We start from the raw sequence: 24949 nt of genomic DNA, 5'->3' as shown, positions 1-24949 counted from the left end.
ATGCTATGAATCTGCAAGGTAAGGTGGCGTTGGTAACCGGCGCAAGCCGTGGTATTGGCCAGGCCATTGCCCTTGAGTTGGGCCGCCAGGGCGCAATCGTTATCGGTACTGCAACTACGCCGTCCGGTGCCGAGCGCATTGCCGAGACACTGAAGAGCAACGGTATCGAAGGTGCCGGGCTGGTACTTGATGTTGGCAATGACGAGTCGGTCAGCACCACCCTCGAGCACATCCAGCAGCATCTTGGGCAGCCGGCAATTCTGGTCAATAATGCCGGTATCACCCGCGATAACCTCATGCTGCGTATGAAAGATGACGAATGGCATGATGTCATCAATACCAATTTGAGCAGCCTGTATCGCCTCACAAAGGGCGTACTGCGTGGCATGACGAAGGCGCGCTGGGGACGAATCATCAATATCGGTTCGGTGGTTGGTGCCATGGGCAACGCCGGACAGGTAAACTACGCGGCAGCCAAAGCCGGTCTGGAGGGTTTCAGTCGTGCATTGGCTCGTGAGGTTGGGTCGCGTGGCATCACGGTGAACTCCGTGGCGCCCGGTTTCATTGATACCGATATGACTCGCGAGTTGCCGGAAGCCCAGCGCGATGCGCTCCTGGGGCAAATTCCCCTGGGGCGTCTCGGTCAGGCCGAAGAAATTGCCAAGGTCGTCGCGTTTCTCGCTTCGGACGGCGCTGCTTATGTAACTGGTGCTACGGTTCCGGTGAATGGCGGCATGTACATGAGCTGAGTGTGACGGCCAACGCAGGAGGACAGTCATAAGGGCTGTCTTTAAATTAGCTATAAACTGCAGCTGCGTTATAGACAGATGGTTGAAGGCGGCGTCATGCTTGCCTGCTTCCAGCTTGAAATGCGGAAAACGCTTTCTATACACTACCGCGCAGACCAGCTGCCTGATTTTTCCATAGGAGTGAAAACAAGGTATGAGCACCATCGAAGAACGCGTCAAGAAAATCGTTGCCGAGCAACTTGGCGTTAAAGAAGAGGAAGTAACCAACAGCGCTTCCTTCGTCGAAGACCTGGGTGCCGACTCTCTTGACACCGTTGAGCTGGTGATGGCTCTGGAAGAGGAATTCGAGACCGAAATCCCGGACGAGCAGGCTGAGAAAATCACCACCGTTCAGGAAGCCATCGATTACATCAATGCGCACGCGCAGTAAGTTGTAATCCGCTTCGGAAACAGGAAAGCCGCACTGCCTTGATCGAGGTAGTGCGGCTTTTCTTTGAGAAGGATTCACCCAGGTTGCGGGTGCTATGCGCACCAGAGCAGGGGGATCGGTCCTGTCTTGGCGGGAGTCGAGCCAAGTACGTTAGGTAATAGGAGTAATCGCTGTGTCGCGTAGACGCGTCGTAGTCACCGGGATGGGCATGCTATCGCCACTGGGTAACGATGTGCCGAGCAGCTGGCAGGGAATTCTCGCCGGCCGCAGTGGCATCGGCCTGATCGAGCATATGGATCTTTCTGCCTATTCCACTCGTTTTGGCGGGTCGGTCAAGGGCTTCGATGTCGAGCAGTATCTGCCGGCAAAAGAAGCGCGCAAGCTCGACCTCTTCATTCAATACGGCCTTGCTGCAAGCTTTCAGGCCGTGCGTGATTCCGGGCTGGAGGTCACTGACGCCAACCGAGAGCGCATCGGAGTCGCGATGGGTTCGGGTATCGGCGGCCTGACCAATATCGAAAACAGCTGCAAAGCGCTGATCGAGCAAGGCCCGCGGCGTATTTCGCCATTCTTCGTGCCGGGCTCCATCATCAATATGGTGTCTGGCTTCCTGTCGATTCACCTCGGGTTGCAGGGCCCCAACTATGCGATCGCCACCGCCTGCACTACGGGTACCCATTGCATTGGCATGGCCGCGCGCAACATCGCCTATGGCGAGGCCGATGTCATGGTCGCCGGCGGCTCCGAGATGGCAGCCAGTGGACTCGGTATAGGTGGTTTTGCTGCAGCGCGGGCATTGTCCACGCGTAACGATGATCCAGCCGCAGCGAGTCGCCCGTGGGACAAGGAGCGCGATGGCTTCGTACTGTCCGATGGCGCGGGCGCGCTAGTGCTTGAAGAGCTGGAGCATGCCAAGGCTCGCGGTGCACACATCTATGCCGAGCTGATTGGTTTCGGAATGAGCGCCGATGCGTTTCACATGACCTCGCCGCCCGAGGACGGGGCCGGTGCGGCGCGGTGTATTCGCAATGCGCTGAAGGATGCTCAGCTCAATGGCGATCAGGTGCAGTACATCAATGCACACGGCACATCGACTCCCGCTGGTGATAAAGCCGAGGCTGCGGCGATTCGCAGCGTATTCGGTGATCACGCCTACGAGTTGTCGGTGAGTTCGACCAAGTCCATGGTCGGCCATCTACTCGGCGCGGCCGGCGCCGTGGAGGCAATCTTCAGCGTGTTGGCGATTCGCGATCAGGTGGCGCCGCCAACCATCAATCTGCACGAGCCAGACGAGGGCTGTGACCTCGACTTCGTGCCGCATCATGCCAAGCCGAGGCCGATCGAAGTCGCTGTGTCCAACTCCTTCGGTTTCGGTGGGACCAATGGTTCGCTGGTGTTCCGCCGGTTTGCCGAGTGAGATTGAGTTGGCTGAACGGACAGCCCAGTGATGGCCTGTCCGTTCATGATCGCGGTCTGGCCTACGGCGATGGGTTGTTCGAGACGATCCGCGTCGTAGGCGGCCAGGCGCGGCTGGTCGAGCGACATCTGCAGCGTCTGAGTGGTGGTTGCCAGCGCCTCGGTATTCCCGTTGATGCCGATAGCCTGCGCAATGAGCTGTTGCAGTTTTGCCTGGCGCTGGGGCAGGGTGTTGCCAAGCTAATCGTCACCCGCGGTGTCGGACAGCGCGGTTATGCAGCGCCGCAACCCTGTCAACCGCAACGCTTGTTGCTAGGTTCGCCGCTTCCCGCGTACCCGCAGCAGCACGCTGAAGCTGGTGTACGGCTTTTTCCCTGTGCCACACGTCTCGCCGAGCAACCTTTGCTTGCCGGCGTCAAGCACCTGAACCGCCTTGAGCAGGTTCTGGCGCGCGCCGAATGGTGCGATCCTGACTATGCCGAAGGTCTGATGCGCGACATGTCCGGAAGGGTAATCGAGGGCGTGTTCAGCAATCTATTTCTCATCGTAGACGGCGAGCTGGTTACTGCGTCGCTCAGCCGCTGCGGCGTGGCCGGTGTCATGCGGGCCGAAATCATGGCGCGGGCGTCACGGTTGGCGATTACCGTCGACGAGCGCGATATCAGCTATGCCGAGCTGCTGCAGGCCGACGAGGTTTTTCTTTGCAACAGCCTCTATGGTGTCTGGCCCGTGACAGGTTTGGCCGAGCGCGTCTGGCCCGTCGGCCCGCTGACCCGTAAACTGCAGTCCGATGTTGCCGACCTGCTGAGTGATTCGTGATCCGTAAATTTCTTGTTCTGCTGCTGACCGTGGTGCTGTTGGCAGTGATTGCGCTCGGGCTGTTTGCCTGGAAGCAGCATGCTGCCTTGGAGCAGCCGCTGTCCGTGGGCACCGATGCCCATCTGCTTGATGTGCGGCCGGGCGACACACCTAGTGGCGTATTTCAACGGCTTGAGGCCGAGGGCCTGTTGGAAGATGCTTTTTGGCTACGGCTGTACTGGCGCCTGAACCTGTCTGGCCAGAGCCTGCACAGTGGTGAATATCGTCTGACGCCAGGCATGACCGCGCGCGACATGGTCGGGCTCTGGAAGCGCGGCGAGGTGGTGCAATACAGCCTCACCCTGGTCGAGGGTTGGAACTTCCGTCAGCTGCGTGCCGCGCTGCAGAATCAGCCCAAGATCGAGCAGACACTGGATGGTCTGTCGGATGCTGACATCATGGCGCGCATCGGTGCGCCAGACCTGCATCCGGAAGGCCGATTCTTCCCGGATACCTACCGTTTCACCCGAGGCACTTCCGATATCGAGCTGCTGCGGCGTGCTTATGCGCGGCTGGAGCAGGTGCTCGAGGAGGAATGGCAGCAACGCACAGAAGGCCTTCCCTACAAAGATGCTTACCAAGCGCTGATCATGGCTTCGATCATTGAGAAGGAAACTGGTGTACCGCACGAGCGTGGTGAAATATCCGGGGTGTTCATGCGTCGGTTGGCGCGCGGCATGCTATTACAAACAGACCCGACGGTGATCTACGGCATGGGCGAGGCTTACCGTGGCCGTATCACCCGGAACGATCTGCGTACTCCGACGCCTTACAACACTTACACCACACCCGGATTGCCGCCAACGCCCATCGCCATGGTCGGGCGAGAGGCGATCCACGCGGCATTGCATCCGGCCGACGGCACCAGCCTCTTCTTTGTAGCCCGAGGCGATGGCAGCCACGTCTTCAGCGATACGCTCGATCAGCATAACCGTGCGGTCCGCGAGTACCAGCTCAAGCGCCGTGCCGACTACCGCTCCAGCCCGGCGCCTCGGCAGGCACCGGCTACCAGTGAAAGCGCCCAATGAACGGACTATTCATCACCCTTGAAGGCCCGGAAGGCGCTGGCAAGAGCACTAATCGAGAGTACCTCGCGGAACGCTTGCGAGCTCGCGGCCTGGATGTAGAGCTGACGCGCGAGCCTGGCGGTACGCCGCTGGCTGAGCGCATTCGTGAGCTGCTGCTGACTCCCGCAGACGAGCCGATGGCGGCGGATACCGAGCTCCTGCTGGTGTTTGCCGCACGTGCTCAGCATGTGGCGCGCGTCATAAGGCCTGCCTTGGAACGTGGTGCGGTCGTTTTGTGTGATCGTTTTACCGATGCCACCTACGCTTACCAAGGGGGCGGCCGCGGGCTCTCGCTCGAACGAATAGCGCAGCTGGAAACGTTCGTGCAAGGCGATCTGCGTCCTGATTTGACTTTAATCTTCGATCTTCCAATCGAGGTAGGGCTTGCCCGCGCGGTGGCGCGGGGCCGCCTTGATCGCTTTGAGCAGGAGGGCGTTCGCTTTTTCGAGTCGGTGCGACGCGCTTATTTGGCACGTGCTGAGGCTGCACCTTCACGGTACCGGATTATCGACGCCGGTCAGGCGCTTGCTGCCGTGCAGCAGGATGTTGAAGCACTGATTCCTGACCTGATGGAGCGCCTCGGTGGCTGACGTTCTTCCCTGGCAGGCCGAGCTCTGGCGGCAGCTGGCAGGGCGCACTCAGCATGCTCATGCCTACCTGCTGCATGGTCCGGGCGGTATCGGTAAGCGCTTACTGGCTGAGCAATTGATGGCGCTGCTGCTGTGTCAGCGCCCCGTCAGTGCGAGTGCGTGCGGTAAGTGCAAAGGCTGCCAGTTGCTGGCAGCGCATACGCATCCAGACCATTACATTCTCGAACCGGAGGAGGTCGATAAGGCCATCCGGGTCGATCAGGTGCGCGACCTGGTCGGCTTCGTCACTCAGACGGCGCAGTTGGGCGGACGCAAGGTGATATTGCTGGAGCCAGCCGAGGCGATGAACCTGAATGCGGCCAATGCATTGTTGAAAAGTCTCGAGGAGCCTTCCGGCGATACCGTGCTGCTGCTCATCAGCCATCAGCCCAGCCGTCTGCTGCCGACGATCAAAAGCCGCTGCGTGCAGCAGGCCTGCCCACTGCCGGGGCGCCAGCAGAGTCTTGACTGGCTTGCGGGACAGCTACCGGAGCTGGCATCGGATCTTCGGGAGCAGCTACTGACCTTGGCGGCTGGCTCGCCTTTGGCGGCGCTGAAACTTCACGACCAGAAAGTGCTGGAGCTGCGAGCTTTGGTGGTCGAGGGGGTGAAGAAGCTGCTCAAGCAACAACAGTCACCTAGCCAGCTGGCCGAGGGCTGGAATGCGCTGCCGCTGATTCTGCTGTTCGATTGGTTCTGCGAGTGGGCGCATTTGATCCTGCGTTATCAGATGGCCGGTGATGCAGCGGAGCTCGGTGCTGCCGATATGCAGAAGGTGTTGCAGTACCTTGCGCAGAAATCACCGCAGTCCAAAGTGATGGCGCTGCAGGACTGGCTACTCGAACATCGTCAGAAAGTGCTGGGCAAAGCTAACCTCAACCGTGTGTTGCTTCTCGAAGCGCTACTGGTGCAGTGGGCAACGCTGCCCGGCACGGGCTAGAATCGACTGGAATTTTCGTTAGGAACACCGCATGAGCCTGCCAGCAAATCTTGGACCACGTAATGGCATTCTGTCCTTGACCATCAAGGACAAGTCGGTGCTCTACGCGGCGTTCATGCCCTTCATCAAACATGGCGGATTGTTCATTCCGACCAACAAGAGCTACAAGCTTGGCGATGAGGTATTCATGCTCCTCAACCTGATGGATGAGCCGGAGAAGATTCCGGTTGCAGGCAAGGTGGTCTGGATTACGCCTAAAGGCGCCCAAGGCAGTCGCGCTGCCGGTATTGGCGTGCAGTTCAATGAAGGCGACAGTACGGCGCGCAACAAAATCGAAACCTATTTGGCCGGTGCACTCAAATCGGACCGTCCAACCCACACGATGTAGCGCCCAGGCGACTGGCGCTTGCTCGATGCCTGCAGCTAGCCGCAAGTCTGTTCGTCTTTCCTGATCGTCTGCTATTTGCTCTACAATCGCCCCTTTTTCGCGATAGCAAGTAGTGCCTTTCATGTTGGTAGATTCCCACTGTCACCTTGACCGACTCGACCTGACCGCCCACGACGGCTCACTCGATGCAGCGCTGGACGCTGCTCGATCACGCGGGGTCGGGCACTTCCTCTGTATCGGTGTAAGCGCCGATAACACCGCAGCGGTAAAGGCTTTGGCCGAACGTTATGCTGATGTCGATTGCTCGATCGGCGTCCACCCTCTGGATCTGGAATCGACGAGCCAGCCGGTGCTGGATTGGTTGCTGAGCGAGTTGCAGCATCCGCATGCTGTCGCCATCGGTGAAACGGGGCTGGACTATCACTACGAGCCGGGTGCGGCGCAGATGCAGCAGCAGTCGTTCCGCCTGCACCTCGAAGCTGCTCGGCTCACGGGCAAGCCGGTGATCGTTCATACCCGTGCGGCGCGCGCCGATACGCTGGCATTGCTGCGGGAGGCGTCGCTACCCCAAGCGGGCGTGCTGCATTGTTTCACCGAGGACTGGGAAATGGCCAAGGCGGCGCTTGATCTGGGGTTCTATATCTCGCTCTCTGGAATCGTCACTTTCCGCAACGCCGATGCGCTGCGAGACGTGGCTCGGCAGGTCCCCGCTGATCGTTTGCTGGTCGAAACAGATGCACCTTATCTGGCGCCGATACCGTATCGCGGCAAACCGAACCTGCCGCAGTACGTGCGCGAAGTGGCTGAGTTTCTCGCCGAGCTGCGCGGCGTTTCCTTCGATGCGCTGGCCGAACAGACCACAGCGAATTTCAAAACGCTGTTTCCGCAGGCAAGGGTTGGCGGCTGACGTGGCAGTCGAGCACTCGCTGACTGCATCTTAGGGCGTGTATCGATTGTTTCCCGTTTGCCAGCTCGCATCGGACGCTTTGCGTATCGCGCTGTACCGCTCTATTGACCCCAAGGTGGCGCATGACCGCTGAGACGCTACACACCGGATCGCTCCAACGTGGGCTGAAGAATCGCCATATCCAGCTGATTGCGCTCGGCGGCGCGATTGGCACCGGGTTATTTCTGGGCTCGGCAGGGGTATTGAGAAGCGCTGGGCCGTCGATGATTCTTGGCTACGCGATTGGTGGCTTCATCGCTTTTCTGATCATGCGCCAGCTCGGCGAGATGATCGTCGAGGAGCCGGTTGCAGGTTCCTTCAGCCACTTCGCACACAAGTACGGCGGCGGGTATGCGGGATTTCTTTCCGGCTGGAATTACTGGGTGCTCTACGTTCTGGTAGGCATGGCCGAGCTGACGGCGGTGGGCAAGTACGTGCAGTTCTGGTGGCCCGAGATTCCGACTTGGGCGACAGCCACTGCGTTCTTTGTTCTGATCAATCTGATCAACCTCAGTAACGTCAAAGCCTTTGGTGAAGCCGAGTTCTGGTTCGCCATCGTCAAGGTCGCCGCGATCGTCGGCATGATTCTGCTCGGGCTTTTCCTGCTGGTCAGTGGCCAGGGGGGCGAGCAGGCGAGCATCAGCAATCTTTGGGCGCATGGTGGGTTTTTTCCCAATGGCTTCAGTGGCATGTTGCTAGCCTTGGCGATCATCATGTTTTCCTTTGGCGGCCTTGAGCTGGTTGGCATCACAGCGGCGGAAGCGGCGGACCCGAAAACGGTTATCCCCAAGGCAATCAATCAGGTCGTCTATCGTATTCTGATCTTTTACATAGGCGCCTTGACGGTGCTATTGGCGCTTTATCCCTGGGACGCGCTGCTGCAGACGTTGGGTTCGGCGGGCGATCCCTACAGTGGCAGTCCTTTCGTGCAGATATTTTCGCTGATCGGCAGCGACACGGCTGCGCACCTGCTCAACTTCGTCGTGCTCACCGCGGCGCTGTCGGTCTATAACAGTGGCGTGTATTGCAACAGCCGTATGCTGTACGGCCTGGCAGAGCAGGGCGATGCGCCGCGCAGTCTGATGAAGATCAACGCCCGTGGGGTGCCAGTCCTCGCGGTGGGTGTGTCGGCGTTGGTAACGCTGCTCTGCGTGGCAGTGAACTACCTGTTTCCGCAAGGCGCTCTCGAAGTGCTTATGTCCCTCGCTGTGGCTGCGTTGGTGATCAACTGGGCGATGATCAGTCTTGCGCACCTCAAGTTCCGTCGTGCAATGCAGCGCCAAGGGGTTGAGCCAAGCTTCAAGGCGTTTTGGTTCCCGCTGAGCAATTACCTGTGCCTAGCCTTCGTGGGTGGAATACTGGTCATCATGCTGTGGCTGCCGGGCATTCGCATGTCGGTTTTCGCCATTCCCGTATGGGTTGGCTTCCTTTGGCTGTGCTATCAGCTTCGGGCTCGTCTGCTTGCGAAGGCGATGTAGTGCTTCTCTAGCGGTCATGAGGCAAAAAAAACCCGGTTTCCTGAGAAACCGGGCCAAGACCATTAGGAGTATGAAATCGCAATCCTAGCGACCTCATCTGGCTGGGCAGTGGGGGGATTGCCCGGCCAGTTACTCAAGTATTAGCGCTGTATCTCCACTGTGCAGGCGGATTTGCGCGATTTTTAAACGCATTTGGAATACATGTCTCGCTGGTTGATCGCCGTCAGTGCGCAGCTGTGTCCCGTAACAGGGCAAGCGTTTCTTCGATCACCCGTTCTGGCGTGTAGAAATGCGGCGAGAAGCGGATGCCGCCGCCGCGCAATGCGCAAACTACCTGTGCAGCCTTGAGGCGTTCGAACAGTGCCGCATTCGCCCACCCCTCGAGGCGGAACGCGATAATGCCGGAGCGGCGTTGCGTCTGGCCTGACGACAGGATTTCGATTCCGTTCAGGCCATTGAGCCCTTGAGTCAGCCATTCGATACGCTCATCCAGCGCTTTGGCTACCTGCACCATTCCGACTTCCTCAAGCAGGGATAGACTGGCTTCCAGTGCCATTGCACCCAGCAGGTTCGGGCTGCCGCACTCGAAGCGTCTGGCGCTGCGCGCTGGCTCCCAATCCATGCGGTCGTAGTCGCCAGCGTGTTCCAGCATGTGCCAGCCGTATTCGTGCAGTTTCAGCTGATCGCGCAGGTCGCTACGACAATAGAAAACACCGAGCCCCTCAGGGCCGAGCATCCATTTGTGACCGTCCGCCATGGCGAAGGCGCAGCGGCTTTGCTGTACATCGAAGGGCAGGGCGCCCAACTGCTGAATCGCATCGATGCACAGGAGTACCCCGTGTTGCTCGCAGCCTTCGCCCAGACGCGCCAGATCCAGACGCATGCCGCTGGCGTATTGCACGGCGCTGATCGCCATAAGTCGCACCCGTGGACCACACGCGGCCAGAAGGTCACCCTCGGGATCCTTCCCCTTGAGACTGACCTGAATGACTTCGACGCCTTGTGGCCGCAGCGCCTCCCAAACGACGCGGTTGGACGGAAACTCTTCATCGCTGATAACGATTTGATCCCCGCTTTTCCAGTCCAGTCCGAACGCCACAAATGACAGGGCTTCGGAGGTGTTCTTTACCAGTGCGACATCCGCGCTGGTCGGCGCATTGAGCAGCCGCGTCAGCCGCTGACGCAAGCTGTGTTCCACCTTGAGCCATTGTGGATAGTCGCGCGCACCGAGGGTCGCGTTCTGTTCAGCGAAAGCACTTACCGCCTGTGCGGCTCGGAGAGGCCAGGGCGCGACGGCTGCGTGGTTCAGATATCGCAATCCGACTATTTGAGGAAATTCGTCATTGATTTGAATCATGGATGGATGTTCCGTGCATTTCATGACCGGTTAGGCATAATGGCTGCCTTGATATTCACCTAAGCAGCCTCTTATGCAGAATGAACCTCGTAAGGTCCGCGAATTTCGTCGCCGCGAACAGGAAATCCTCGACACTGCGTTGCAGCTCTTTCTCGATCAAGGAGAGGACAGCGTTACCGTCGAGATGATTGCCGATGCGGTTGGTATCGGCAAAGGCACCATCTACAAGCACTTCAAGTCCAAGGCCGAAATCTATCTGCGGCTGATGCTCGATTACGAGCGCGATCTGAACAAGTTGTTGCACTCGCCTGATCTGGATCGCGACAAGGAAGCGCTTTCGCGTGCTTACTTCGAGTTCCGCATGGGTGACCCACAGCGCTATCGCTTGTTCGACCGTCTCGAAGAGAAAGTAGTCAAAGGCAATCAGGTGCCGGAGATGGTCGAGCAGCTACACAGCATCCGCGCCTCCAATTTCGAACACCTGACTCAGCTAATCAAAGGACGCATCGCCGAAGGCAAACTGGAGGATGTGCCGCCTTACTTCCACTATTGCGCCGCCTGGGCGCTGGTGCACGGAGCCGTGGCGCTGTACCACTCGCCTTTCTGGAGCAACGTGCTGGAGGATCAGGACGGCTTCTTCCAGTTTCTGATGGACATTGGCGTGCGCATGGGCAACAAGCGCAAGCGCGACTGATCCCAAGGCCGAATGACGAAGCAAAAGCAGGGCAGCAATGAGAGCAAGCGAGTTTCCCATCCGTTACATAGAACCGGTGTTCCGCCCGCCCAGCGAAGCGCATTCGTTGATCCTGCCTGTGACCAATGGTTGCTCCTGGAACAACTGTACCTTCTGCGAAATGTATACCGCCGAGCAGAAGCGGTTTCGTGCCCGCAACGAGGCTGAGGTGCTCGAGGAGATCCGCCGTTGTGGCGAGCAGATGATCGTTCAGCGCGTGTTCCTCGCCGACGGCGATGCGTTGGTACTGCCGACCCGACGGCTGTTGACGATCCTCCAGCAGATTCGCCAGTGTCTGCCGGAGGTACAGCGAGTCTCCAGCTATTGCCTGCCTCGCAACCTGCGCAAGAAATCCGTCGCAGAGTTGCGGGAACTGGCTGATGCGGGGCTCGGTATGGCCTATGTCGGCGCCGAGTCTGGGGATGATGAGGTGCTGGCACTGGTCAACAAGGGCGAGACATATGAATCGACCCTCAGTGCGTTGGATAAGCTCGGACAGGCGGGGATCGCGCGTTCGGTGATGATTCTCAACGGCCTAGGTGGCCTTCGGCTCAGCCGCCAGCACGCACGCAATTCTGCTCGATTGATGAATGCGGCACAGCCTGAGTTTCTGTCCACGCTGGTGGTCAGCTTTCCGCAAGGCGAGGCGCGCTTCCGGCACGGGTATGAGGATTTTGAGCCACTGCTTCCGGCGGACCTGTTTCGCGAGTTGGAATGGCTGCTGGAGGATCTCGAATTGAACGACACGGTTTTCCGCAGCGATCACGCGTCCAACTACCTAGTGCTCAAGGGGGTGTTAGGCGCTGATAAGCCGGGCCTGCTGCGTCGTGTGCGAGAAGCCATCGAGGATCCGCGCAATGCCCCACTGCGCGAGGAATGGCAGCGCGGGCTTTAACCCGCCAATTCGAGCTCGGCGATGGGCAGAAAGCTCGATGTGGCGTGGATGCTGCATTGCCTATCGGGTCGCCGGTTTTTCGTCGCCGGCCCCTGGAGGTGAGTTCCATGCGTTTTCTGTTAGGAATGCCGTCCTTGCTGGCAGTACTCATGCTGGCCGGATGCATGAAAGTCAGCGACATGGCCGAGGGTACTCGCTATCACCTTCGCGACGCCGGCGTTCTCGATCATAGCGAAACCCGCCGCACCAGCTCCTGGCGTCTTCAGCCGGACTCTTTTATTTACATCGCGCAGGGCCATTTCGTACCGCCCGGCGATGTGTACCCACGGCCGAACGTCGTGGCTGAAGAGGCCTTCAACGGTTTTGTCGAGTACTTCCCCATGGTTCGTCGCGCTCGAGATCCGCTTGGGCTGGAGGAGGCCATGGGCGAGGCTTCTGCGATTGGGGCCCACTATCTGTTGTATCTGCGTTTTGCGGCGGCGGATGACCGTATCGGTAGTTTTGACGAGCTGAACGATCAGCGCGCGCTGGACCGGCTTGGGGTGGATACCGGTGTGGTGCAGCTGATGCTGGTTGAAACGGGGACGCGTTATTTGGTCGATACGGCTCGCATTCGTAATCGCGGCGGGGTGCTCGGTATCTACGACGCCAAGCCGGAGCAGCTCTTGCGCCCGCCATTGCAGGACTATGCTCGTCGGTTGTTGGGCCTGCCGCGCTGATCGATGTGGCAGTATCGGGGCAGGCGAGTAACGCTGCCATCTGAGGAGGACCGAATGACCGATACAGGCAAGGCTGGAGACCTGCTGGCGCAGCTTTCAGCCGGCGAAACGAAGAAGGGCTTACCACCGGTGCATCTGTGGAACCCCCCATTCTGCGGGGATCTGGACATGCGCATTGCACGCGATGGCACCTGGCATTATCAGGGATCGCCGATCACGCGGACGGCGATGGTGCGCTTGTTCTCCACGGTAATTCGTCGCGATGGCGAGGATTACTTTCTGGTGACGCCGGTCGAGAAGGTTGGCATACAAGTCGAGGACGCGCCCTTCGTTGCAGTTCGCGTGGAGGTGAGCGGGCAGGGTGAAGCACAGCTCCTGCGCTTCATCACCAACGTTGAGGATGAGGTCGAGGCGGGCGAAGAGCACCCGTTGCGGGTGGTCACCGATCCACAGACCCAGGAGCCGGCGCCGTATGTTCATGTGCGCGCCAACCTCGAAGCGCTGATCCACCGCAATGTATTCTATGAGCTTGTGGAACTGGCGGTGCCTGGCGAGGTAAACGGCCAGAGTTGGCTGGGTGTTTGGAGTGGTGGTGTGTTCTTCCCTATAGGTCGTGCCGAATAGGCTTCGACGGTTTCATCTCGGCATGATTGAAAAAGGCTCCCGAGGGAGCCTTTTTTGTTGGTCTTACATGTTGGGGTAGTTCGGCCCGCCGGTACCTTCGGGCGCCACCCAGGTGATGTTCTGCGCCGGGTCCTTGATGTCGCAGGTCTTACAGTGCACGCAGTTCTGCGCGTTGATCTGGAAGCGCTTGCTGCCATCGTCGTTGCTCACGACTTCGTAGACGCCAGCCGGGCAGTAACGCTGTGCCGGCTCGTCGTACATCGGTAGGTTCTTCTCGATCGGAATGCTCGGATCAGCCAGCTTCAGGTGAACCGGCTGCTCTTCCTCGTGGTTGGTGTTGGAGAGGAATACCGAGGAGAGTTTGTCGAAGCTCAGCTTGCCGTCCGGCTTGGGGTACTCGATCTTCTTCGACTCGGCGGCTGTCTTGAGGCAGGCATAGTCCGGTTTGGTGTCGTGCAGCGTGAACGGAATCTTGCCGCCGAAGATGTTCTGGTCGATGAAGTTAAAGGCGCCGCCTTTGATGGTTCCCCACTTGTGAATGGCTGCGCCGAAGTTGCGGCTCTTGTAAAGCTCGTCGTACAGCCAGCTGGACTTGAAGCCTTCTTCGTAAGCGCTCAGTTCGTCGCCGCCTTCACGCCCGGCCAGCAGCGCATCGGCCGCGGCTTCGGCAGCCAGCATGCCGGACTTCATTGCAGTGTGGCTGCCCTTGATTTTCGCGAAATTCAGTGTTCCGGCGTCGCAACCGATCAGTGCACCGCCGTTGAATACCATTTTCGGCAGACAGTTGATGCCGCCTTTGGCGATGGCTCGCGCACCGTAGGAAACGCGCTTGCCGCCTTCCAGGTACTGCTTCACTACCGGGTGATGCTTGTAGCGCTGGAATTCGTCGAACGGCGACAGGTACGGGTTGCTATAGGACAGGTCAACGATAAGGCCAACGACCACCTGATTGTTCTCCAGGTGATAGAGGAACGAACCGCCGGTGTTCTCGTCGTTCAGCGGCCAGCCGGCGGTGTGTACGACCAGGCCCTGCTCATGCTTGGCCGGATCGATGTCCCACAGTTCCTTGATGCCGATGGCGTAGTGCTGCGGGTCGACATTGGCATTGAGCTGGAAACGGTTGATCAGCTGCTTGCCGATGTGGCCGCGGCAGCCTTCGGCAAACAGGGTGTACTTGGCGCGCAATTCCATGCCCGGCGTGTACATGCCTTCCTTCGGATTGCCTTCGCGGTCGACACCGAGGTCGCCGGTCAGGATGCCGCGGACGATACCGTTCTCGTCGATCAGCGCTTCCTGGGCGGCGAATCCCGGGTAGATCTCGACACCCAGGTTCTCGGCCTGCTGGGCGAGCCAGCGGCACAGATTACCCAGAGAAATGATGTAGTTGCCTTCGTTGTGCATGGTCTTGGGGACCAAGGCATTGGGCAGCTTGGAGGCGGCATCGGCGCTCTTGAGCAGGTAGATGTCGTCACGCTTGACCGGCGTGTTGAGTGGGGCGCCGAGCTCCTTCCAGTCGGGGAACAATTCGTTGAGCGCGCGCGGCTCGAAAACTGCGCCGGATAGAATGTGGGCACCTACTTCGGAGCCTTTCTCAACGACGCATACACTGATTTCCTGACCAGCGTCGGCGGCTCTCTGCTTCAGTCGGCAGGCTGCGGATAGGCCTGCAGGGCCGGCGCCGACGATGACAACGTCGAATTCCATGTATTCGCGTTCCATTGGGCTTTCTCCTACTCAGGGCTTGGTTGTTATATAAGTGATGGAGGGCTGTGATCGGTCCCTGACCGAGCCGGGCCGGCGCATTATATATAGACGCTCGAATCGGTCCAATACAAACGTTTGTTTGAATTTTCTGGAAGCCTGTTAGAATCGGCCGAACCGCGCCGTTATGACGGGTCATATGCGTTGTTGACCCCGTCCGCGGCCTGCGGTCAAGATACGGACGGTTTGCACTCGCCGAACAGGGCAGCGGCTATGAAACCCAAGCCACGAGCAAGGCTCGGTTCGCCTCGGCGGAATTCTATTCACCGGAGAGTAACGAGGAATCCATGAAGGTTCTTGTAGCTGTCAAACGAGTGGTCGATTACAACGTCAAGGTTCGCGTCAAGGCGGACAACTCAGGCGTTGACCTCGCCAACGTCAAGATGTCGATGAATCCCTTCTGCGAAATTGCCGTGGAAGAAGCTGTTCGCCTGAAAGAGAAGGGCGTGGCGAGCGAAATCGTTGTCGTCTCCATCGGCCCGACCGCTGCCCAGGAGCAGCTGCGCACCGCGCTGGCGCTGGGCGCCGATCGCGCCGTGCTGGTCGAGTCCACTGATGAGCTTAACTCCCTGGCCGTCGCCAAGCTTCTGAAGGCCGTGGTCGACAAGGAGCAGCCGCAGTTGGTCATCCTCGGCAAGCAGGCCATCGACAGCGATAACAATCAGACCGGGCAAATGCTCGGCGCATTGACTGGTTACGCCCAGGGCACCTTCGCCTCCAAGGTGGAAGTGACTGGCGACAAAGTCAACGTGACCCGCGAAATCGATGGCGGCCTGCAGACTGTTGCGCTGAGCCTGCCGGCGATCGTCACCACAGACCTGCGTCTGAACGAGCCGCGCTATGCGTCGTTGCCGAACATCATGAAGGCCAAGAAGAAGCCGCTGGAAGTGCTGACTCCCGATGCACTGGGCGTTACCACCACTTCTACCGTAAAGACCCTGAAAGTCGAAGCGCCGGCAGCCCGTAGCGCCGGTATCAAGGTCAAGTCCGTGGCTGAACTGGTCGAGAAACTGAAGAACGAGGCGAAGGTAATCTAAATGACTATCCTGGTTATCGCTGAACACAACAATGCCGTCCTCGCGGCAGCTACCCTGAACACCGTCGCCGCGGCGAAAGCTATCGGTGGCGACATCCACGTGCTGGTAGCCGGCAGCGGCTGTGGTGCCATCGGCGAAGCAGCCGCGCAGATCGAAGGCGTGGCCAAGGTACTGGTCGCCGACGATGCGGCTTACGCCAATCAGTTGCCGGAAAACGTCGCGCCGCTGATCGCTGACCTGGCGAAGAACTACAGCCACGTGCTGGCGGCTGCCACCACCAATGGCAAGAACTTCCTGCCGCGCGTTGCCGCCCAGTTGGACGTCGACCAGATCTCCGAGATCATCGCTGTCGAAAGCCCTGATACCTTCAAGCGCCCGATCTACGCTGGTAACGCCATCGCTACCGTGCAGTCCAGCGCCGCGATCAAGGTCATCACCGTACGCGCCACCGGCTTCGATGCTGTTAATGGTACCGGCGGTTCGGCTGCGGTCGAGCAGATCTCCGGTACCGGTGATGCCGGCAAATCCGCCTTCGTTGGCGAAGAGCTGGCCAAGTCGGATCGCCCTGAGCTGACCGCTGCCAAGATCGTCGTTTCCGGCGGCCGTGGCATGCAGAACGGTGACAACTTCAAGCATCTGTACTCGCTGGCCGACAAGCTCGGCGCGGCAGTGGGCGCGTCCCGTGCCGCAGTCGATGCCGGCTTTGTGCCGAACGACATGCAGGTCGGCCAGACCGGCAAGATCGTAGCGCCGCAGCTGTACATCGCCGTCGGTATCTCCGGTGCCATCCAGCATCTGGCGGGCATGAAGGACTCCAAGGTGATCGTCGCGATCAACAAGGACGAGGAAGCGCCGATCTTCCAGGTTGCCGATTACGGCCTGGTAGGCGATCTGTTCGAGATCGTGCCGGAGCTTGAAAAGCTCGTCTGAGGTCGTCTGCTGTTGAAGGAACCCGCTCATGTAGCGGGTTTTTTCATGGGCGACCGTTAGGGTCGCCGGTGTAAGATCGGTGGGCCAGAATCGGCATTTCTTCACCGTGGCGCAATAAAGGGGATATTCATGCGTTTTGCTTTTCCGTTAAGGTCGGCGTTGATTGCGCTGGTGTTGGCCACGCCATTCACCGCAATGGCGGCGGGAAAATGCGATCGCCTAGTCGCCACTGGTGCGTCGGATAACCCCCCGTTTCTGTGGCGTGATCCGCAGAACCCCAAGCGTCTTGTCGGTGCCAATGCCGATCTGCTTGCCCAGATTGCCGATTCACTCGATCTGAAGCTGGATCTGCTCTACACGGGCGATCGGTCCAAGGCGATCGAGGAAGTTCGCAGTGGTCGGGTCGACGTACTTGCTGATGCAACTCTGACGGTGCAGCGGCTCGAAGAACTGGATTTTGTGCATCCGGCCATCTTGCAATTGCAGACGGTGGCCTGGGTGCGCAACGAGCCAGGTTTTTTCTATTCCAGCCGCGAAGATCTGCGCGGTCAGCGCGGCATGATCGTCTCCGCCAGCCGTTTCGGTAGTGAGTTCGACGCCTTTGCCAAGGCCAATCTCCAGTTGCAGCAGGTCACCGGCTTCAAACAGGGGTTGCAAAAACTCGTGGCAGGTAATGGCGACTATCTCCTGAGCGAGCGCTACCGCACTGTTGCTGAAGTGGATGCGCTTGGGTTGTTGGACAAGGTCCAGCGTCTCGATCCGCCGGTGGTCGCGAGGGATATGCACCTGGCCATCTCTCATAATTCGGCATGCAACGACCCCTGGCTGCGCGGACAGTTAGCGCGAAAAATGACAGAATTGCGCGCCGCCGGCGTGCCGGAGCAACTGGTGGCGCATAACCTGACGGTCTGGAAGAACCAGCAGTCAGAGCGAGCAAGCGTCTCGAAAAAGTAGGATTTTCCGTGTTGATGCGATTTCTTCCCGTCCCTGTACTGATGCTGCTTGTTACCAGCGGCTGTGCCAGTGATCCCGCGCCGATAGAGCAGTTGCGTCTGAGCGAGCAGGCCGTGGCTCAGGCGCGTTCTATGGATGCGTCACCAGCTTACGAGGAGTTGTTGCTGGCCGAGAGCAAGCTGAGCGAGGCCCGTGCCGCGCTGGATGCCGGCGATAATCGTCAGGCCCGCATGCTCGCCGAACAGGCTGAGCTCGATGCGCGTCTGGCCGAGGCCAGGGTTCTGAAGGATAAGCGTCAGGCGCAGATCGATGATCTCAATCTGCGCATTCAGCGCCTGCGACAACAGTTGGGAGAGCAGCGGTGAGAGGCGGATTCGCTATAACCATGGTTGGGCTGCTGTTGGCCGGCTGCTCCACGCCTGAAACCGAGCGTGAGCTTGGCGAAGCGTCTGCTGCACTGCAGCGCATCCAGGCCGATAGTGCCGTTCAGCGCAGCGCGCCGAAGGATCTGCAGCGGGCCATTGAAACGCTGCAGCGGGCCGAACGCTTCAACGAATACTGGGGCGGCGGCGCCGACGCGCGCCATTACGCTTACCTAAGCCGGCGCTACAGCGAGATTGCCGCGCAACAGGGTGAGTTGTCGCAGCATCAGGAGCAAGTAGCGCGTCTGGAGATGGAGCGTGACAGGGCTCGGCGCATGCTGCAGGACGCCAGACTGATGACCGCCGAGCAGCAGGGCCGCTGGCTGGAGGATCAGATGATGAGCCTGGCCGCGAGTGAGACCGATCGTGGCTTGGTCATGACGCTGGGCGATGTCCTGTTTCACGCTGGCAGCGCCAACCTCAGCAGTTCCGCCAATCGTACCTTGCTCAAGCTCGTGCATTTTCTTCAGCTCAATCCGCAGCGCAAGGTGCGTATCGAGGGCTACAGCGATAGTCGCGGTGATCCGCAGGCAAATCTCGCGCTGTCCCGAGCGCGGGCGCAGACGGTTGCCGATCTGTTGGTAAATCTCGGTATTGGCGCTGAGCGGGTGGAGGTGCGCGGCTACGGCGAGCGCTTCGCTGTCGCTGAAAACGCCTCGGCGCGCGGTCGCGCTCAGAATCGGCGGGTAGAGATCCTGTTTTCCGATGCTGACGGAAATCTCGGGCCTGACCGTTAGATGCGGAACCTTGAATAGACTGTTTCGGCGACACGCAGCATAACTGTATTGGTTGGCTTCTCCGTCAGTACGCTACTGTTACGGTTCAGTTGGCAGGAGACCGGCGAGATGACCAATCTGTTGCTCTATCAGCGCATTGCCCAACAGCTCGCCGAGGATATTCGGCGCGGTGTATATCGACCTGGTGAGCGCGTGCCCTCGGTACGCAAGATGAGCCGGCAGCTTAGCGTTAGCCACGCCACGGTGTTGCAGGCGTATGCCAATCTCGAAGACCAGGGGATGATCCGCGCACGGCCGCAGTCCGGTTTCTATGTCCACCAGACACCTGTGCTTACCGCGCCTACACCGGATATCGCTCAGGTTGAACGACCGACGCTGGTTACCCGCAGCAGCATCATCAATCAGGTGCTCAGTGAGTCCCGGCGCGACGGGCTGATCCCCTTGGGCGCCGCTGTTCCCCATGTCGATTACCTGCCCGTTCGGGCCCTGCATCAACAGCTTGCGAAGGTCACTCGCTTCCAGAGCCCGCGGGCGTTCAGCTACATGTTCAGCCCAGGCTATGAACCACTTCGGCGTCAGGTTGCAATTCGCATGCGCGATGCCGGAGTGGTGGTTGACCCCGGTGAGATCGTTATCACCCATGGTTGTGTCGATGCGCTGCAGATGGCCTTGCGCGTGTTGACCAAGCCGGGCGATCTGATTGCCGCTGAGTCGCCGACTTACTACGGGCTACTGCAGCTTGCAGATCTGCTCGGGCTTAAAGTCATCGAAATACCGAGCGATCCTGATACCGGCATGAGCCTTGAGGCGCTGCAGTTGGCCGCGGGGCAATGGCCGATCAAGGCGCTGGTGCTAACTGCCCGCCTAAGCAATCCCTTGGGCGTGAGCATGCCCGATTATCGGCAGAAGCAGCTGTTGAACCTGGCGGCGCGGTTCGATATCCAAATTATTGAGGACGATATATACGGGGAGCTGGTGTTCGATCAGGACCAGTACAAGGCGCTCAAGTCCAATGATCGGGACGGGCGCGTCATTTACTGTTCCAGCTTCTCCAAAACGCTGTCGCCTGGCGTGCGCATCGGCTGGATCATTGCGGGGCGCCACCAGCCGGAGATCGAACGTTTGCAGACGTTCAGTACCCATTCAGCATGTAGTGTTACCCAGATGGGTGTTGCAGCCTATCTGGAGAACGGAGGCTACGACCGACATCTGCGTGCTATTCGGCAGGAGTATCGTAAGAACCTCAGTGCCTTTCAGCTGGCGGTACAACGTTACTTCCCCGAAGGCACTCAAATGACGAGGCCGAAAGGAAATTTCATTCTCTGGGTCAGCCTGCCAGTACGGGTCAATACTCAGGATCTGCACGTGCGTGCGCTGGAGCAGGGAATCAGCATTGCGCCAGGGCTGATATTCAGTAACACCGAACAGTTCAACCATTGCATCCGACTCAATTGTGGGCTGCCCTGGAATCATGAGACCGAACGAGCGCTGCGTACGCTCGGACAGCTGGCGTCGGAGCTTTGTGGAGCTGCCCAGTAGGGCTCCCGACACGAAGTCGCCGTGAGGAATGATCTAGATGCGAAGGCCGCTGCTGCTGTTGTTGGTGTTGCTGTCGTTGGCCACGTTAGGCGGATGCGGGGAGGATGATGAGGTGACCTCGGAGTCCGAGCACCCACCTGTGCTGATCGAGGAACCATCATTGCCTCCGGTCGAGGCTGAGCCTGCCGAGGAGCCCCCGGATCTCGAGATCGAGCTGGCACCAATCGAGGAAGACGTGGATGGCGAGCCGCCGGAGCTGCAGATCAGTATTCCCGAGCCTGAGCCCAAGCCGGCGGTTAAACCTGCTCCAGTCAAACGGCCTGCCGAAAAGAAGGCGGCTGAGGTTGAGCTTTCCGCCCCGGAACTTGACCTTCGCCTGCCGGAGGAACTGGCTGCAGAGCTGATGCCAGCCCCCGGCGGCGAGCCTGTTCGGCTGTTGCCGCCGCTTTTCGATCCAACCAGATCATCAAAATCCATGCAGGTCGACGGCCGTCTGATTCCCAGTGAAGACAATGACGAAGGGCTGATCGACGGTGCAGAAATTCGCTTCGAATTCAAGCGCTAAGCCCCGGCCGGCCCCGGCGCAGTTGGCATCTGGCGCTTAGCGCTGGCCCATCGCAGCGCAGAACAATCCATGCAGCTCGTGGGCGGGCAAGGGGTAGCTCATATGGAACCCCTGCACTTCCGTGCAGCCATCATCGGTCAGCAGGCGCAGCTGTTCTTCCGTCTCCACGCCCTCGGCCGTAACGCACATCCGCAGGCCGCGACCTAGCTCGATCAGCGCGCGCACGATCGAATGATCTTCCGACGACTGCCCAATACCGGCAACAAAGCTGTTGTCGATCTTGATCACGTCGAAAGGGTAGTGGCGCAGGTTCGTCAGCGAGGAGTAACCGGTGCCGAAATCATCCACCGCCAGGCGCACGCCGAGTGCCTTGATACGGTCGAGCAGCTCCAGCGTGCTCTGGGTTTCGCGCAATAGCGCGCTTTCGGTGATTTCCAGTTCGAGCCTTTCGCCCGTCAAGGCGTTCTCGTCGAGCGCACGGGCTATTTCGTCGAGCAACCGGTCGTCATGCAACTGCAGCGGCGACAGGTTCACCGATACGACCAAATGGCTTGGCCACATTGCCGCCTGCCTACAGGCCTGATGCAGCACCCAGCGCCCGAGCGGAATGATCATCCCGGTTTCCTCTGCCAACGGAATGAAATGTTCCGGGAGCAGCATGCCGCGCTCTGGATGATGCCAGCGTAAAAGGGCTTCAGCGCCCACGATCTGCATGCCCTGGCTCAGGTAGCGTGGCTGGTAGTGAACTTCCAACTGTTGTTCGGCTATTGCGATACGCAGTTCGTCTTCGCGTCGCAGGCGCTCGTGCAGGCGCTGGTCCATTTCCTCGCCGTAGGCGCGCCAGGTTCCTCGTCCGGCGTCCTTGGCCTGATACAGCGCAATGTCTGCGCATCGCAGCAGCTCGTTGGCCTGAGAGGCATCGTCAGGTGCTAGCGCCACACCGATGCTGGCGCCGATGCTGATTTGCTGGTCCTCGTAGATGAAAGGTTCGCTGATCGCCTCGATGATGCGTTTGCAAAGGTGGTCAATATCAGTGGTTCCGCTGATCCGATGAAGCGCGACGACAAATTCGTCGCCGCCCAGCCGCGCCACGAGGTCGCCGTCGCGGGTGTGCTGGCGCAGGCGTGACGCTACACCGATCAAGACCTCATCGCCGGCCGCATGGCCAAGGGTGTCGTTCACCGGCTTGAAACGGTCGAGATCAATGTAGAGCAATGTCAGAGTCGAGCCGCTACGCGGTGACGTCAGGTTCTGTTCGAGGTAGTCGCGCAGGCGGCTGCGGTTGGGCAACCCTGTCAGTGCGTCATGCTGGGAGAGGTATTGAACTCGGGCTTGGGCCTTCGTTTCTTCGGTAATGTCGCTGGCGGTTCCGCGAAAGCCGAGCAGCTTGCCGTCGTGATGGATGGCACGCGCAGCCAGGCGGCAGTAGCGCTCACAGCCGTCAGCTGCTCGGTAACTGCTGCGTAAGGGCATGAGCTGCGGTGCTTCCAGCCAGTTCTTTAGCGCGGCGCTGTCGGAAATCAGCAGCTCCAACAATGGCCGCCCCAGCCACTGCCCAGGTTCATGCCCGGTTATTTGCCGGAAGCGATTGGACAGGAAGGTCAGCCGAGCCTGCTCATCGGTCTCCCAGATCCAGTCGGAAGAGGCTTCCGCGACGTCGCGAAAACGCTCTTCGCTCGCAGCCAGCGCTCCCCGGCTGGCAGCAAGCCGTGCATAGCTGACATCCAGTAGTTGCATCAAGCGCAGGGCGTGGCGGATAAGCAGCCAGGCGAGCAGCCCCAAGCCAAGCGCCACGGCTGCCAGCACAGGCAGCGTAACCCACAACAGCAGGCGGCCAGGCTGTGCTGCGGTCCAAGTGAGTTGAACGGGCGAACCATCCTCCATGGCCAGCTGAAGAATCGGACCATCGATTTCAACAGACTTGGGGGCCAGACGCAGCTGGTCGATTGCGTACTGTTCGCCGAGGTCTTCCAGTCGCTGGGCATCCAGCAGATCGACGAACAAGAGCGTGGATGCCGGTCCTTCATCTTCTTCCAGATTGGTGCCCCCGGTAGTCAGCACGGCAGCGGCGACCAACGCAGGCATATCCTCGACCCATAGCAGAGAGGAAACGCCTGCTTCTTCTTCTGCCACGGCGCGCGCGCGCTCCAGCAGCTCAGGCAGGCCATGTTGCACGTACCGAGAGGCGTCGACCGCCTGCAGTTTTCCGCGAATTACCGAGTAGCTGATGTCGCCTGTGGGGGTAACTACCAGCACCGCGTCGTAGCCGAAGTCCTTGTAGAGCGATGGGCCGAGATTGGCTTGGCTGAAGGCCCAGTCGACATCGATCCGTGTGTTGAGATGAGCGTAGGCATCGCCCCAGAAGGCGTAATCGGCGATGGATCGTTTTATCCAGTCGTGCTGTGCCTGCAGTGCCTTGCTGGTAAGAAAATGGCTCTGCTGCAAAGCGTTTTGATCGATTCGCCGGGCGATGTGCACTACCGCCAAGGCAGCCACGACGAGTGCGAGTACCAGTAGCGCGACCATTCCGGGCAGGATGCGACGAGCAAAGATGATTTTGGCCTCCGGCTTTGCCGGGCCATCTTCAGAGGAGAGGGTGTGCATGAGGAGAATCCTGACCAGAACGGCGGCGCGGCATGGTGCCACTGCCGATCAGCGAAAGCATCTCGAGAGCCAGCGTCGGAACTCGGCGTTAGCGCCTGTCACGCTCCTTGGCATCTTGGGCGTCAGCCTCAGCGTTACGCTGTGCGATGCGCTGTTTCTGTTCCTCGGTCAAAGGAATTTTGCGGGCTGTGGAGCGTAACAGCAGCAGGCTGCTGACGATCGAGCCTAGTGCGACGACCAGAATCAGCCAGAAATACCAAGGCATTTTCTTCCTCCAAACGGGCAGTTAAGTGACCAGAGCCGACAGACTGCACTGTACGTGGGTTGCATCTCACCGGTCACCTGGTTCGGTCATGACAGTCCCCAGTTTTTGACCATGCTGGCGGGCTTTCGTCCCTGGCCAAATTTTCTGCGACAATGCGCGCCGACTTTTCCGAGGACGTGTCATGACCTGCCAGACTCCGATCATCGTAGCGCTCGACTTCCCATCCCGCGATGCCGCGTTGGCTTTGGCGAAGCAGCTCGATCCCTCGCTTTGCCGCGTCAAGGTCGGCAAGGAGCTGTTCACGCGCTGTGGTCCGGCGGTGGTTGAGGCGTTGCACGGGATGGGTTTCGAGGTATTTCTCGACCTCAAGTTTCACGACATTCCCAACACCACCGCAATGGCGGTTAAGGCAGCTGCGGAGCTGGGCGTGTGGATGGTCAACGTGCACTGCTCCGGTGGGCTCCGGATGATGTCAGCATGCCGCGAGGTGCTCGATAGCATTGCCGGTCCTGCGCCGCTGCTGATCGGTGTGACCGTGCTTACCAGCATGGAGCAAGGCGACCTCGCCGGTATCGGTCTGGATATCGCACCGCAGGAGCAGGTGCTCCGATTGGCCGGGCTGGCTGCGCAAGCAGGCCTCGATGGCCTGGTGTGTTCGGCTCAGGAAGCGGTGCCGCTCAAGACGCAGTTCCCCGCGTTGCAGCTGGTGACCCCGGGTATTCGGCCTGCTGGCAGTGCTCTGGATGACCAGCGCCGTATTCTGACTCCGGCCCAGGCCATGGCTGCGGGCTCCGACTATCTGGTGATCGGTCGCCCGATCGCTCAGGCCGCCGATCCGGCGCAAGCGCTGGCAGCCGTGGTGGCCGAGCTGGCATGACGAAAAAAGGCTGGGCCTAACGGCGCAGC

General features: G+C 59.7%; 26 protein-coding genes. 22 read left to right on the top strand and 4 right to left on the bottom strand.

The genetic code is table 11. The annotated features are described in order from the left end of the window. Positions 1-5 precede the first annotated feature (5 nt). The 10 genes from fabG to CXK91_RS17040 all read left to right on the top strand — a co-directional run bounded on the left by fabG (position 6) and on the right by CXK91_RS17040 (position 8901). A complete protein-coding gene (gene fabG, locus CXK91_RS17085; RefSeq protein WP_103457288.1) occupies positions 6-749 on the top strand; it encodes a 3-oxoacyl-ACP reductase FabG in 744 nt (247 codons plus the stop codon). Positions 750-942: 193 nt separating this feature from the next. Next, positions 943-1179 (top strand): acyl carrier protein, encoded by a 237-nt coding sequence (gene acpP, locus CXK91_RS17080; RefSeq protein WP_003283670.1) that lies wholly within the window; start codon positions 943-945, stop codon positions 1177-1179. Positions 1180-1351: 172 nt separating this feature from the next. Then, positions 1352-2596, top strand: coding sequence for a beta-ketoacyl-ACP synthase II (gene fabF, locus CXK91_RS17075; protein WP_103457287.1), 1245 nt, complete (start codon positions 1352-1354; stop codon positions 2594-2596). Positions 2597-2598: 2 nt separating this feature from the next. Continuing rightward, positions 2599-3414 (top strand): aminodeoxychorismate lyase, encoded by an 816-nt coding sequence (gene pabC, locus CXK91_RS17070; protein WP_103457286.1) that lies wholly within the window; start codon positions 2599-2601, stop codon positions 3412-3414. Next, the gene (mltG, locus tag CXK91_RS17065; RefSeq protein WP_103457285.1) at positions 3411-4481 is read left to right on the top strand and encodes an endolytic transglycosylase MltG; all 1071 of its coding nucleotides are present in this window, start codon (positions 3411-3413) and stop codon (positions 4479-4481) included. The genes pabC and mltG overlap by 4 nt, the downstream gene beginning before the upstream one ends. After that, positions 4478-5110, top strand: a complete 633-nt coding sequence (tmk, locus tag CXK91_RS17060) for a dTMP kinase (RefSeq protein WP_103457284.1) — start codon at positions 4478-4480, stop codon at positions 5108-5110. Before mltG ends, tmk begins: the two co-directional genes overlap by 4 nt. Then, a complete protein-coding gene (locus tag CXK91_RS17055; protein ID WP_103457283.1) occupies positions 5103-6089 on the top strand; it encodes a DNA polymerase III subunit delta' in 987 nt (328 codons plus the stop codon). The genes tmk and CXK91_RS17055 overlap by 8 nt, the downstream gene beginning before the upstream one ends. Before the next feature lie 31 nt (positions 6090-6120). After that, positions 6121-6477, top strand: coding sequence for a PilZ domain-containing protein (locus tag CXK91_RS17050; RefSeq protein WP_003283656.1), 357 nt, complete (start codon positions 6121-6123; stop codon positions 6475-6477). A 121-nt stretch (positions 6478-6598) separates the two neighbouring features. Beyond that, entirely contained in the window at positions 6599-7384 is a 786-nt protein-coding gene (locus CXK91_RS17045) for a TatD family hydrolase (RefSeq protein ID WP_103457282.1), read from the top strand. A 122-nt stretch (positions 7385-7506) separates the two neighbouring features. Further along, positions 7507-8901 (top strand): amino acid permease, encoded by a 1395-nt coding sequence (locus CXK91_RS17040; RefSeq protein ID WP_103457281.1) that lies wholly within the window; start codon positions 7507-7509, stop codon positions 8899-8901. Between the two features lie 223 nt (positions 8902-9124). Here CXK91_RS17040 and CXK91_RS17035 read toward each other — a convergent pair whose 3' ends face one another. Beyond that, on the bottom strand, positions 9125-10258 hold the full coding sequence (locus CXK91_RS17035) for an aminotransferase class V-fold PLP-dependent enzyme (protein WP_103457280.1): 1134 nt from the start codon (positions 10256-10258) through the stop codon (positions 9125-9127). A gap of 73 nt (positions 10259-10331) precedes the next feature. On the opposite strand from CXK91_RS17035, the gene CXK91_RS17030 reads away from it, so the two are divergent. The 4 genes from CXK91_RS17030 to CXK91_RS17015 all read left to right on the top strand — a co-directional run bounded on the left by CXK91_RS17030 (position 10332) and on the right by CXK91_RS17015 (position 13229). Continuing rightward, positions 10332-10952, top strand: coding sequence for a TetR/AcrR family transcriptional regulator (locus CXK91_RS17030; protein WP_103457279.1), 621 nt, complete (start codon positions 10332-10334; stop codon positions 10950-10952). 37 nt (positions 10953-10989) lie between these two features. Beyond that, a complete protein-coding gene (locus CXK91_RS17025) occupies positions 10990-11886 on the top strand; it encodes a radical SAM protein (RefSeq protein ID WP_103457278.1) in 897 nt (298 codons plus the stop codon). Positions 11887-11993: 107 nt separating this feature from the next. Next, on the top strand, positions 11994-12605 hold the full coding sequence (locus CXK91_RS17020; RefSeq protein WP_103457277.1) for a DUF4823 domain-containing protein: 612 nt from the start codon (positions 11994-11996) through the stop codon (positions 12603-12605). A 54-nt stretch (positions 12606-12659) separates the two neighbouring features. Beyond that, the gene (locus tag CXK91_RS17015) at positions 12660-13229 is read left to right on the top strand and encodes a DUF1285 domain-containing protein (protein WP_103457276.1); all 570 of its coding nucleotides are present in this window, start codon (positions 12660-12662) and stop codon (positions 13227-13229) included. 63 nt (positions 13230-13292) lie between these two features. Here the strand turns inward: CXK91_RS17015 and CXK91_RS17010 are convergent, their stop codons facing one another. Further along, positions 13293-14948 carry an electron transfer flavoprotein-ubiquinone oxidoreductase gene (locus CXK91_RS17010; RefSeq protein ID WP_103457275.1) on the bottom strand — a complete coding sequence of 552 codons (1656 nt, stop codon included), beginning with the start codon at positions 14946-14948 and terminating at the stop codon, positions 13293-13295. A gap of 329 nt (positions 14949-15277) precedes the next feature. Between CXK91_RS17010 and CXK91_RS17005 the strand changes: the two genes are divergently transcribed. From CXK91_RS17005 to CXK91_RS16975, 7 genes are all read left to right on the top strand, one after another. Further along, entirely contained in the window at positions 15278-16027 is a 750-nt protein-coding gene (locus CXK91_RS17005) for an electron transfer flavoprotein subunit beta/FixA family protein (protein ID WP_103457274.1), read from the top strand. Further along, positions 16028-16957 (top strand): electron transfer flavoprotein subunit alpha/FixB family protein, encoded by a 930-nt coding sequence (locus tag CXK91_RS17000; protein WP_103457273.1) that lies wholly within the window; start codon positions 16028-16030, stop codon positions 16955-16957. A 129-nt stretch (positions 16958-17086) separates the two neighbouring features. Then, a complete protein-coding gene (locus tag CXK91_RS16995; protein WP_103457272.1) occupies positions 17087-17911 on the top strand; it encodes a substrate-binding periplasmic protein in 825 nt (274 codons plus the stop codon). Between the two features lie 14 nt (positions 17912-17925). Further along, positions 17926-18276 (top strand): DUF4398 domain-containing protein, encoded by a 351-nt coding sequence (locus CXK91_RS16990; RefSeq protein WP_103457271.1) that lies wholly within the window; start codon positions 17926-17928, stop codon positions 18274-18276. Between the two features lie 20 nt (positions 18277-18296). Further along, positions 18297-19070 carry an OmpA family protein gene (locus CXK91_RS16985; protein ID WP_103457270.1) on the top strand — a complete coding sequence of 258 codons (774 nt, stop codon included), beginning with the start codon at positions 18297-18299 and terminating at the stop codon, positions 19068-19070. Between the two features lie 108 nt (positions 19071-19178). Beyond that, on the top strand, positions 19179-20609 hold the full coding sequence (locus tag CXK91_RS16980; RefSeq protein WP_103457269.1) for a PLP-dependent aminotransferase family protein: 1431 nt from the start codon (positions 19179-19181) through the stop codon (positions 20607-20609). Positions 20610-20646: 37 nt separating this feature from the next. Further along, the gene (locus CXK91_RS16975) at positions 20647-21174 is read left to right on the top strand and encodes a hypothetical protein (RefSeq protein WP_103457268.1); all 528 of its coding nucleotides are present in this window, start codon (positions 20647-20649) and stop codon (positions 21172-21174) included. 36 nt (positions 21175-21210) lie between these two features. Here the strand turns inward: CXK91_RS16975 and CXK91_RS16970 are convergent, their stop codons facing one another. Next, entirely contained in the window at positions 21211-23778 is a 2568-nt protein-coding gene (locus CXK91_RS16970) for a bifunctional diguanylate cyclase/phosphodiesterase (protein WP_103457267.1), read from the bottom strand. Between the two features lie 88 nt (positions 23779-23866). Beyond that, positions 23867-24043, bottom strand: coding sequence for a DUF2897 family protein (locus CXK91_RS16965; protein WP_103457266.1), 177 nt, complete (start codon positions 24041-24043; stop codon positions 23867-23869). A 181-nt stretch (positions 24044-24224) separates the two neighbouring features. Here CXK91_RS16965 and pyrF point away from each other — a divergent pair, with 181 nt between their 5' ends. Then, positions 24225-24920, top strand: a complete 696-nt coding sequence (gene pyrF, locus CXK91_RS16960) for an orotidine-5'-phosphate decarboxylase (protein WP_103457265.1) — start codon at positions 24225-24227, stop codon at positions 24918-24920. The last annotated feature ends 29 nt before the right edge of the window (positions 24921-24949 follow it).

This window comes from Stutzerimonas stutzeri (assembly GCF_002909485.1).
Lineage (GTDB): Bacteria > Pseudomonadota > Gammaproteobacteria > Pseudomonadales > Pseudomonadaceae > Stutzerimonas > Stutzerimonas stutzeri_AH.
This window is presented reverse-complemented; position numbering and strand designations above follow the sequence as displayed.

What these genes read in the sequence shown, in the direction of transcription:
- pyrF (WP_103457265.1), top strand. Translation starts at nt 24,225, where the DNA reads ATGACCTGCCAGACTCCGATCATCGTAGCGCTCGACTTCCCATCCCGC.
- CXK91_RS16985 (WP_103457270.1), top strand. Translation starts at nt 18,297, where the DNA reads ATGGTTGGGCTGCTGTTGGCCGGCTGCTCCACGCCTGAAACCGAGCGT.
- CXK91_RS16980 (WP_103457269.1), top strand. Translation starts at nt 19,179, where the DNA reads ATGACCAATCTGTTGCTCTATCAGCGCATTGCCCAACAGCTCGCCGAG.
- tmk (WP_103457284.1), top strand. Translation starts at nt 4,478, where the DNA reads ATGAACGGACTATTCATCACCCTTGAAGGCCCGGAAGGCGCTGGCAAG.
- CXK91_RS17020 (WP_103457277.1), top strand. Translation starts at nt 11,994, where the DNA reads ATGCGTTTTCTGTTAGGAATGCCGTCCTTGCTGGCAGTACTCATGCTG.
- CXK91_RS17030 (WP_103457279.1), top strand. Translation starts at nt 10,332, where the DNA reads ATGCAGAATGAACCTCGTAAGGTCCGCGAATTTCGTCGCCGCGAACAG.
- CXK91_RS17000 (WP_103457273.1), top strand. Translation starts at nt 16,028, where the DNA reads ATGACTATCCTGGTTATCGCTGAACACAACAATGCCGTCCTCGCGGCA.
- CXK91_RS17015 (WP_103457276.1), top strand. Translation starts at nt 12,660, where the DNA reads ATGACCGATACAGGCAAGGCTGGAGACCTGCTGGCGCAGCTTTCAGCC.
- CXK91_RS16970 (WP_103457267.1), bottom strand. Translation starts at nt 23,778, where the DNA reads ATGCACACCCTCTCCTCTGAAGATGGCCCGGCAAAGCCGGAGGCCAAA.
- CXK91_RS16995 (WP_103457272.1), top strand. Translation starts at nt 17,087, where the DNA reads ATGCGTTTTGCTTTTCCGTTAAGGTCGGCGTTGATTGCGCTGGTGTTG.
- CXK91_RS16965 (WP_103457266.1), bottom strand. Translation starts at nt 24,043, where the DNA reads ATGCCTTGGTATTTCTGGCTGATTCTGGTCGTCGCACTAGGCTCGATC.
- acpP (WP_003283670.1), top strand. Translation starts at nt 943, where the DNA reads ATGAGCACCATCGAAGAACGCGTCAAGAAAATCGTTGCCGAGCAACTT.
- CXK91_RS17025 (WP_103457278.1), top strand. Translation starts at nt 10,990, where the DNA reads ATGAGAGCAAGCGAGTTTCCCATCCGTTACATAGAACCGGTGTTCCGC.
- fabG (WP_103457288.1), top strand. Translation starts at nt 6, where the DNA reads ATGAATCTGCAAGGTAAGGTGGCGTTGGTAACCGGCGCAAGCCGTGGT.
- CXK91_RS17010 (WP_103457275.1), bottom strand. Translation starts at nt 14,948, where the DNA reads ATGGAACGCGAATACATGGAATTCGACGTTGTCATCGTCGGCGCCGGC.
- CXK91_RS17040 (WP_103457281.1), top strand. Translation starts at nt 7,507, where the DNA reads ATGACCGCTGAGACGCTACACACCGGATCGCTCCAACGTGGGCTGAAG.
- CXK91_RS17005 (WP_103457274.1), top strand. Translation starts at nt 15,278, where the DNA reads ATGAAGGTTCTTGTAGCTGTCAAACGAGTGGTCGATTACAACGTCAAG.
- CXK91_RS16975 (WP_103457268.1), top strand. Translation starts at nt 20,647, where the DNA reads ATGCGAAGGCCGCTGCTGCTGTTGTTGGTGTTGCTGTCGTTGGCCACG.
- CXK91_RS17045 (WP_103457282.1), top strand. Translation starts at nt 6,599, where the DNA reads ATGTTGGTAGATTCCCACTGTCACCTTGACCGACTCGACCTGACCGCC.
- CXK91_RS17050 (WP_003283656.1), top strand. Translation starts at nt 6,121, where the DNA reads ATGAGCCTGCCAGCAAATCTTGGACCACGTAATGGCATTCTGTCCTTG.
- CXK91_RS16990 (WP_103457271.1), top strand. Translation starts at nt 17,926, where the DNA reads ATGCGATTTCTTCCCGTCCCTGTACTGATGCTGCTTGTTACCAGCGGC.
- CXK91_RS17035 (WP_103457280.1), bottom strand. Translation starts at nt 10,258, where the DNA reads ATGATTCAAATCAATGACGAATTTCCTCAAATAGTCGGATTGCGATAT.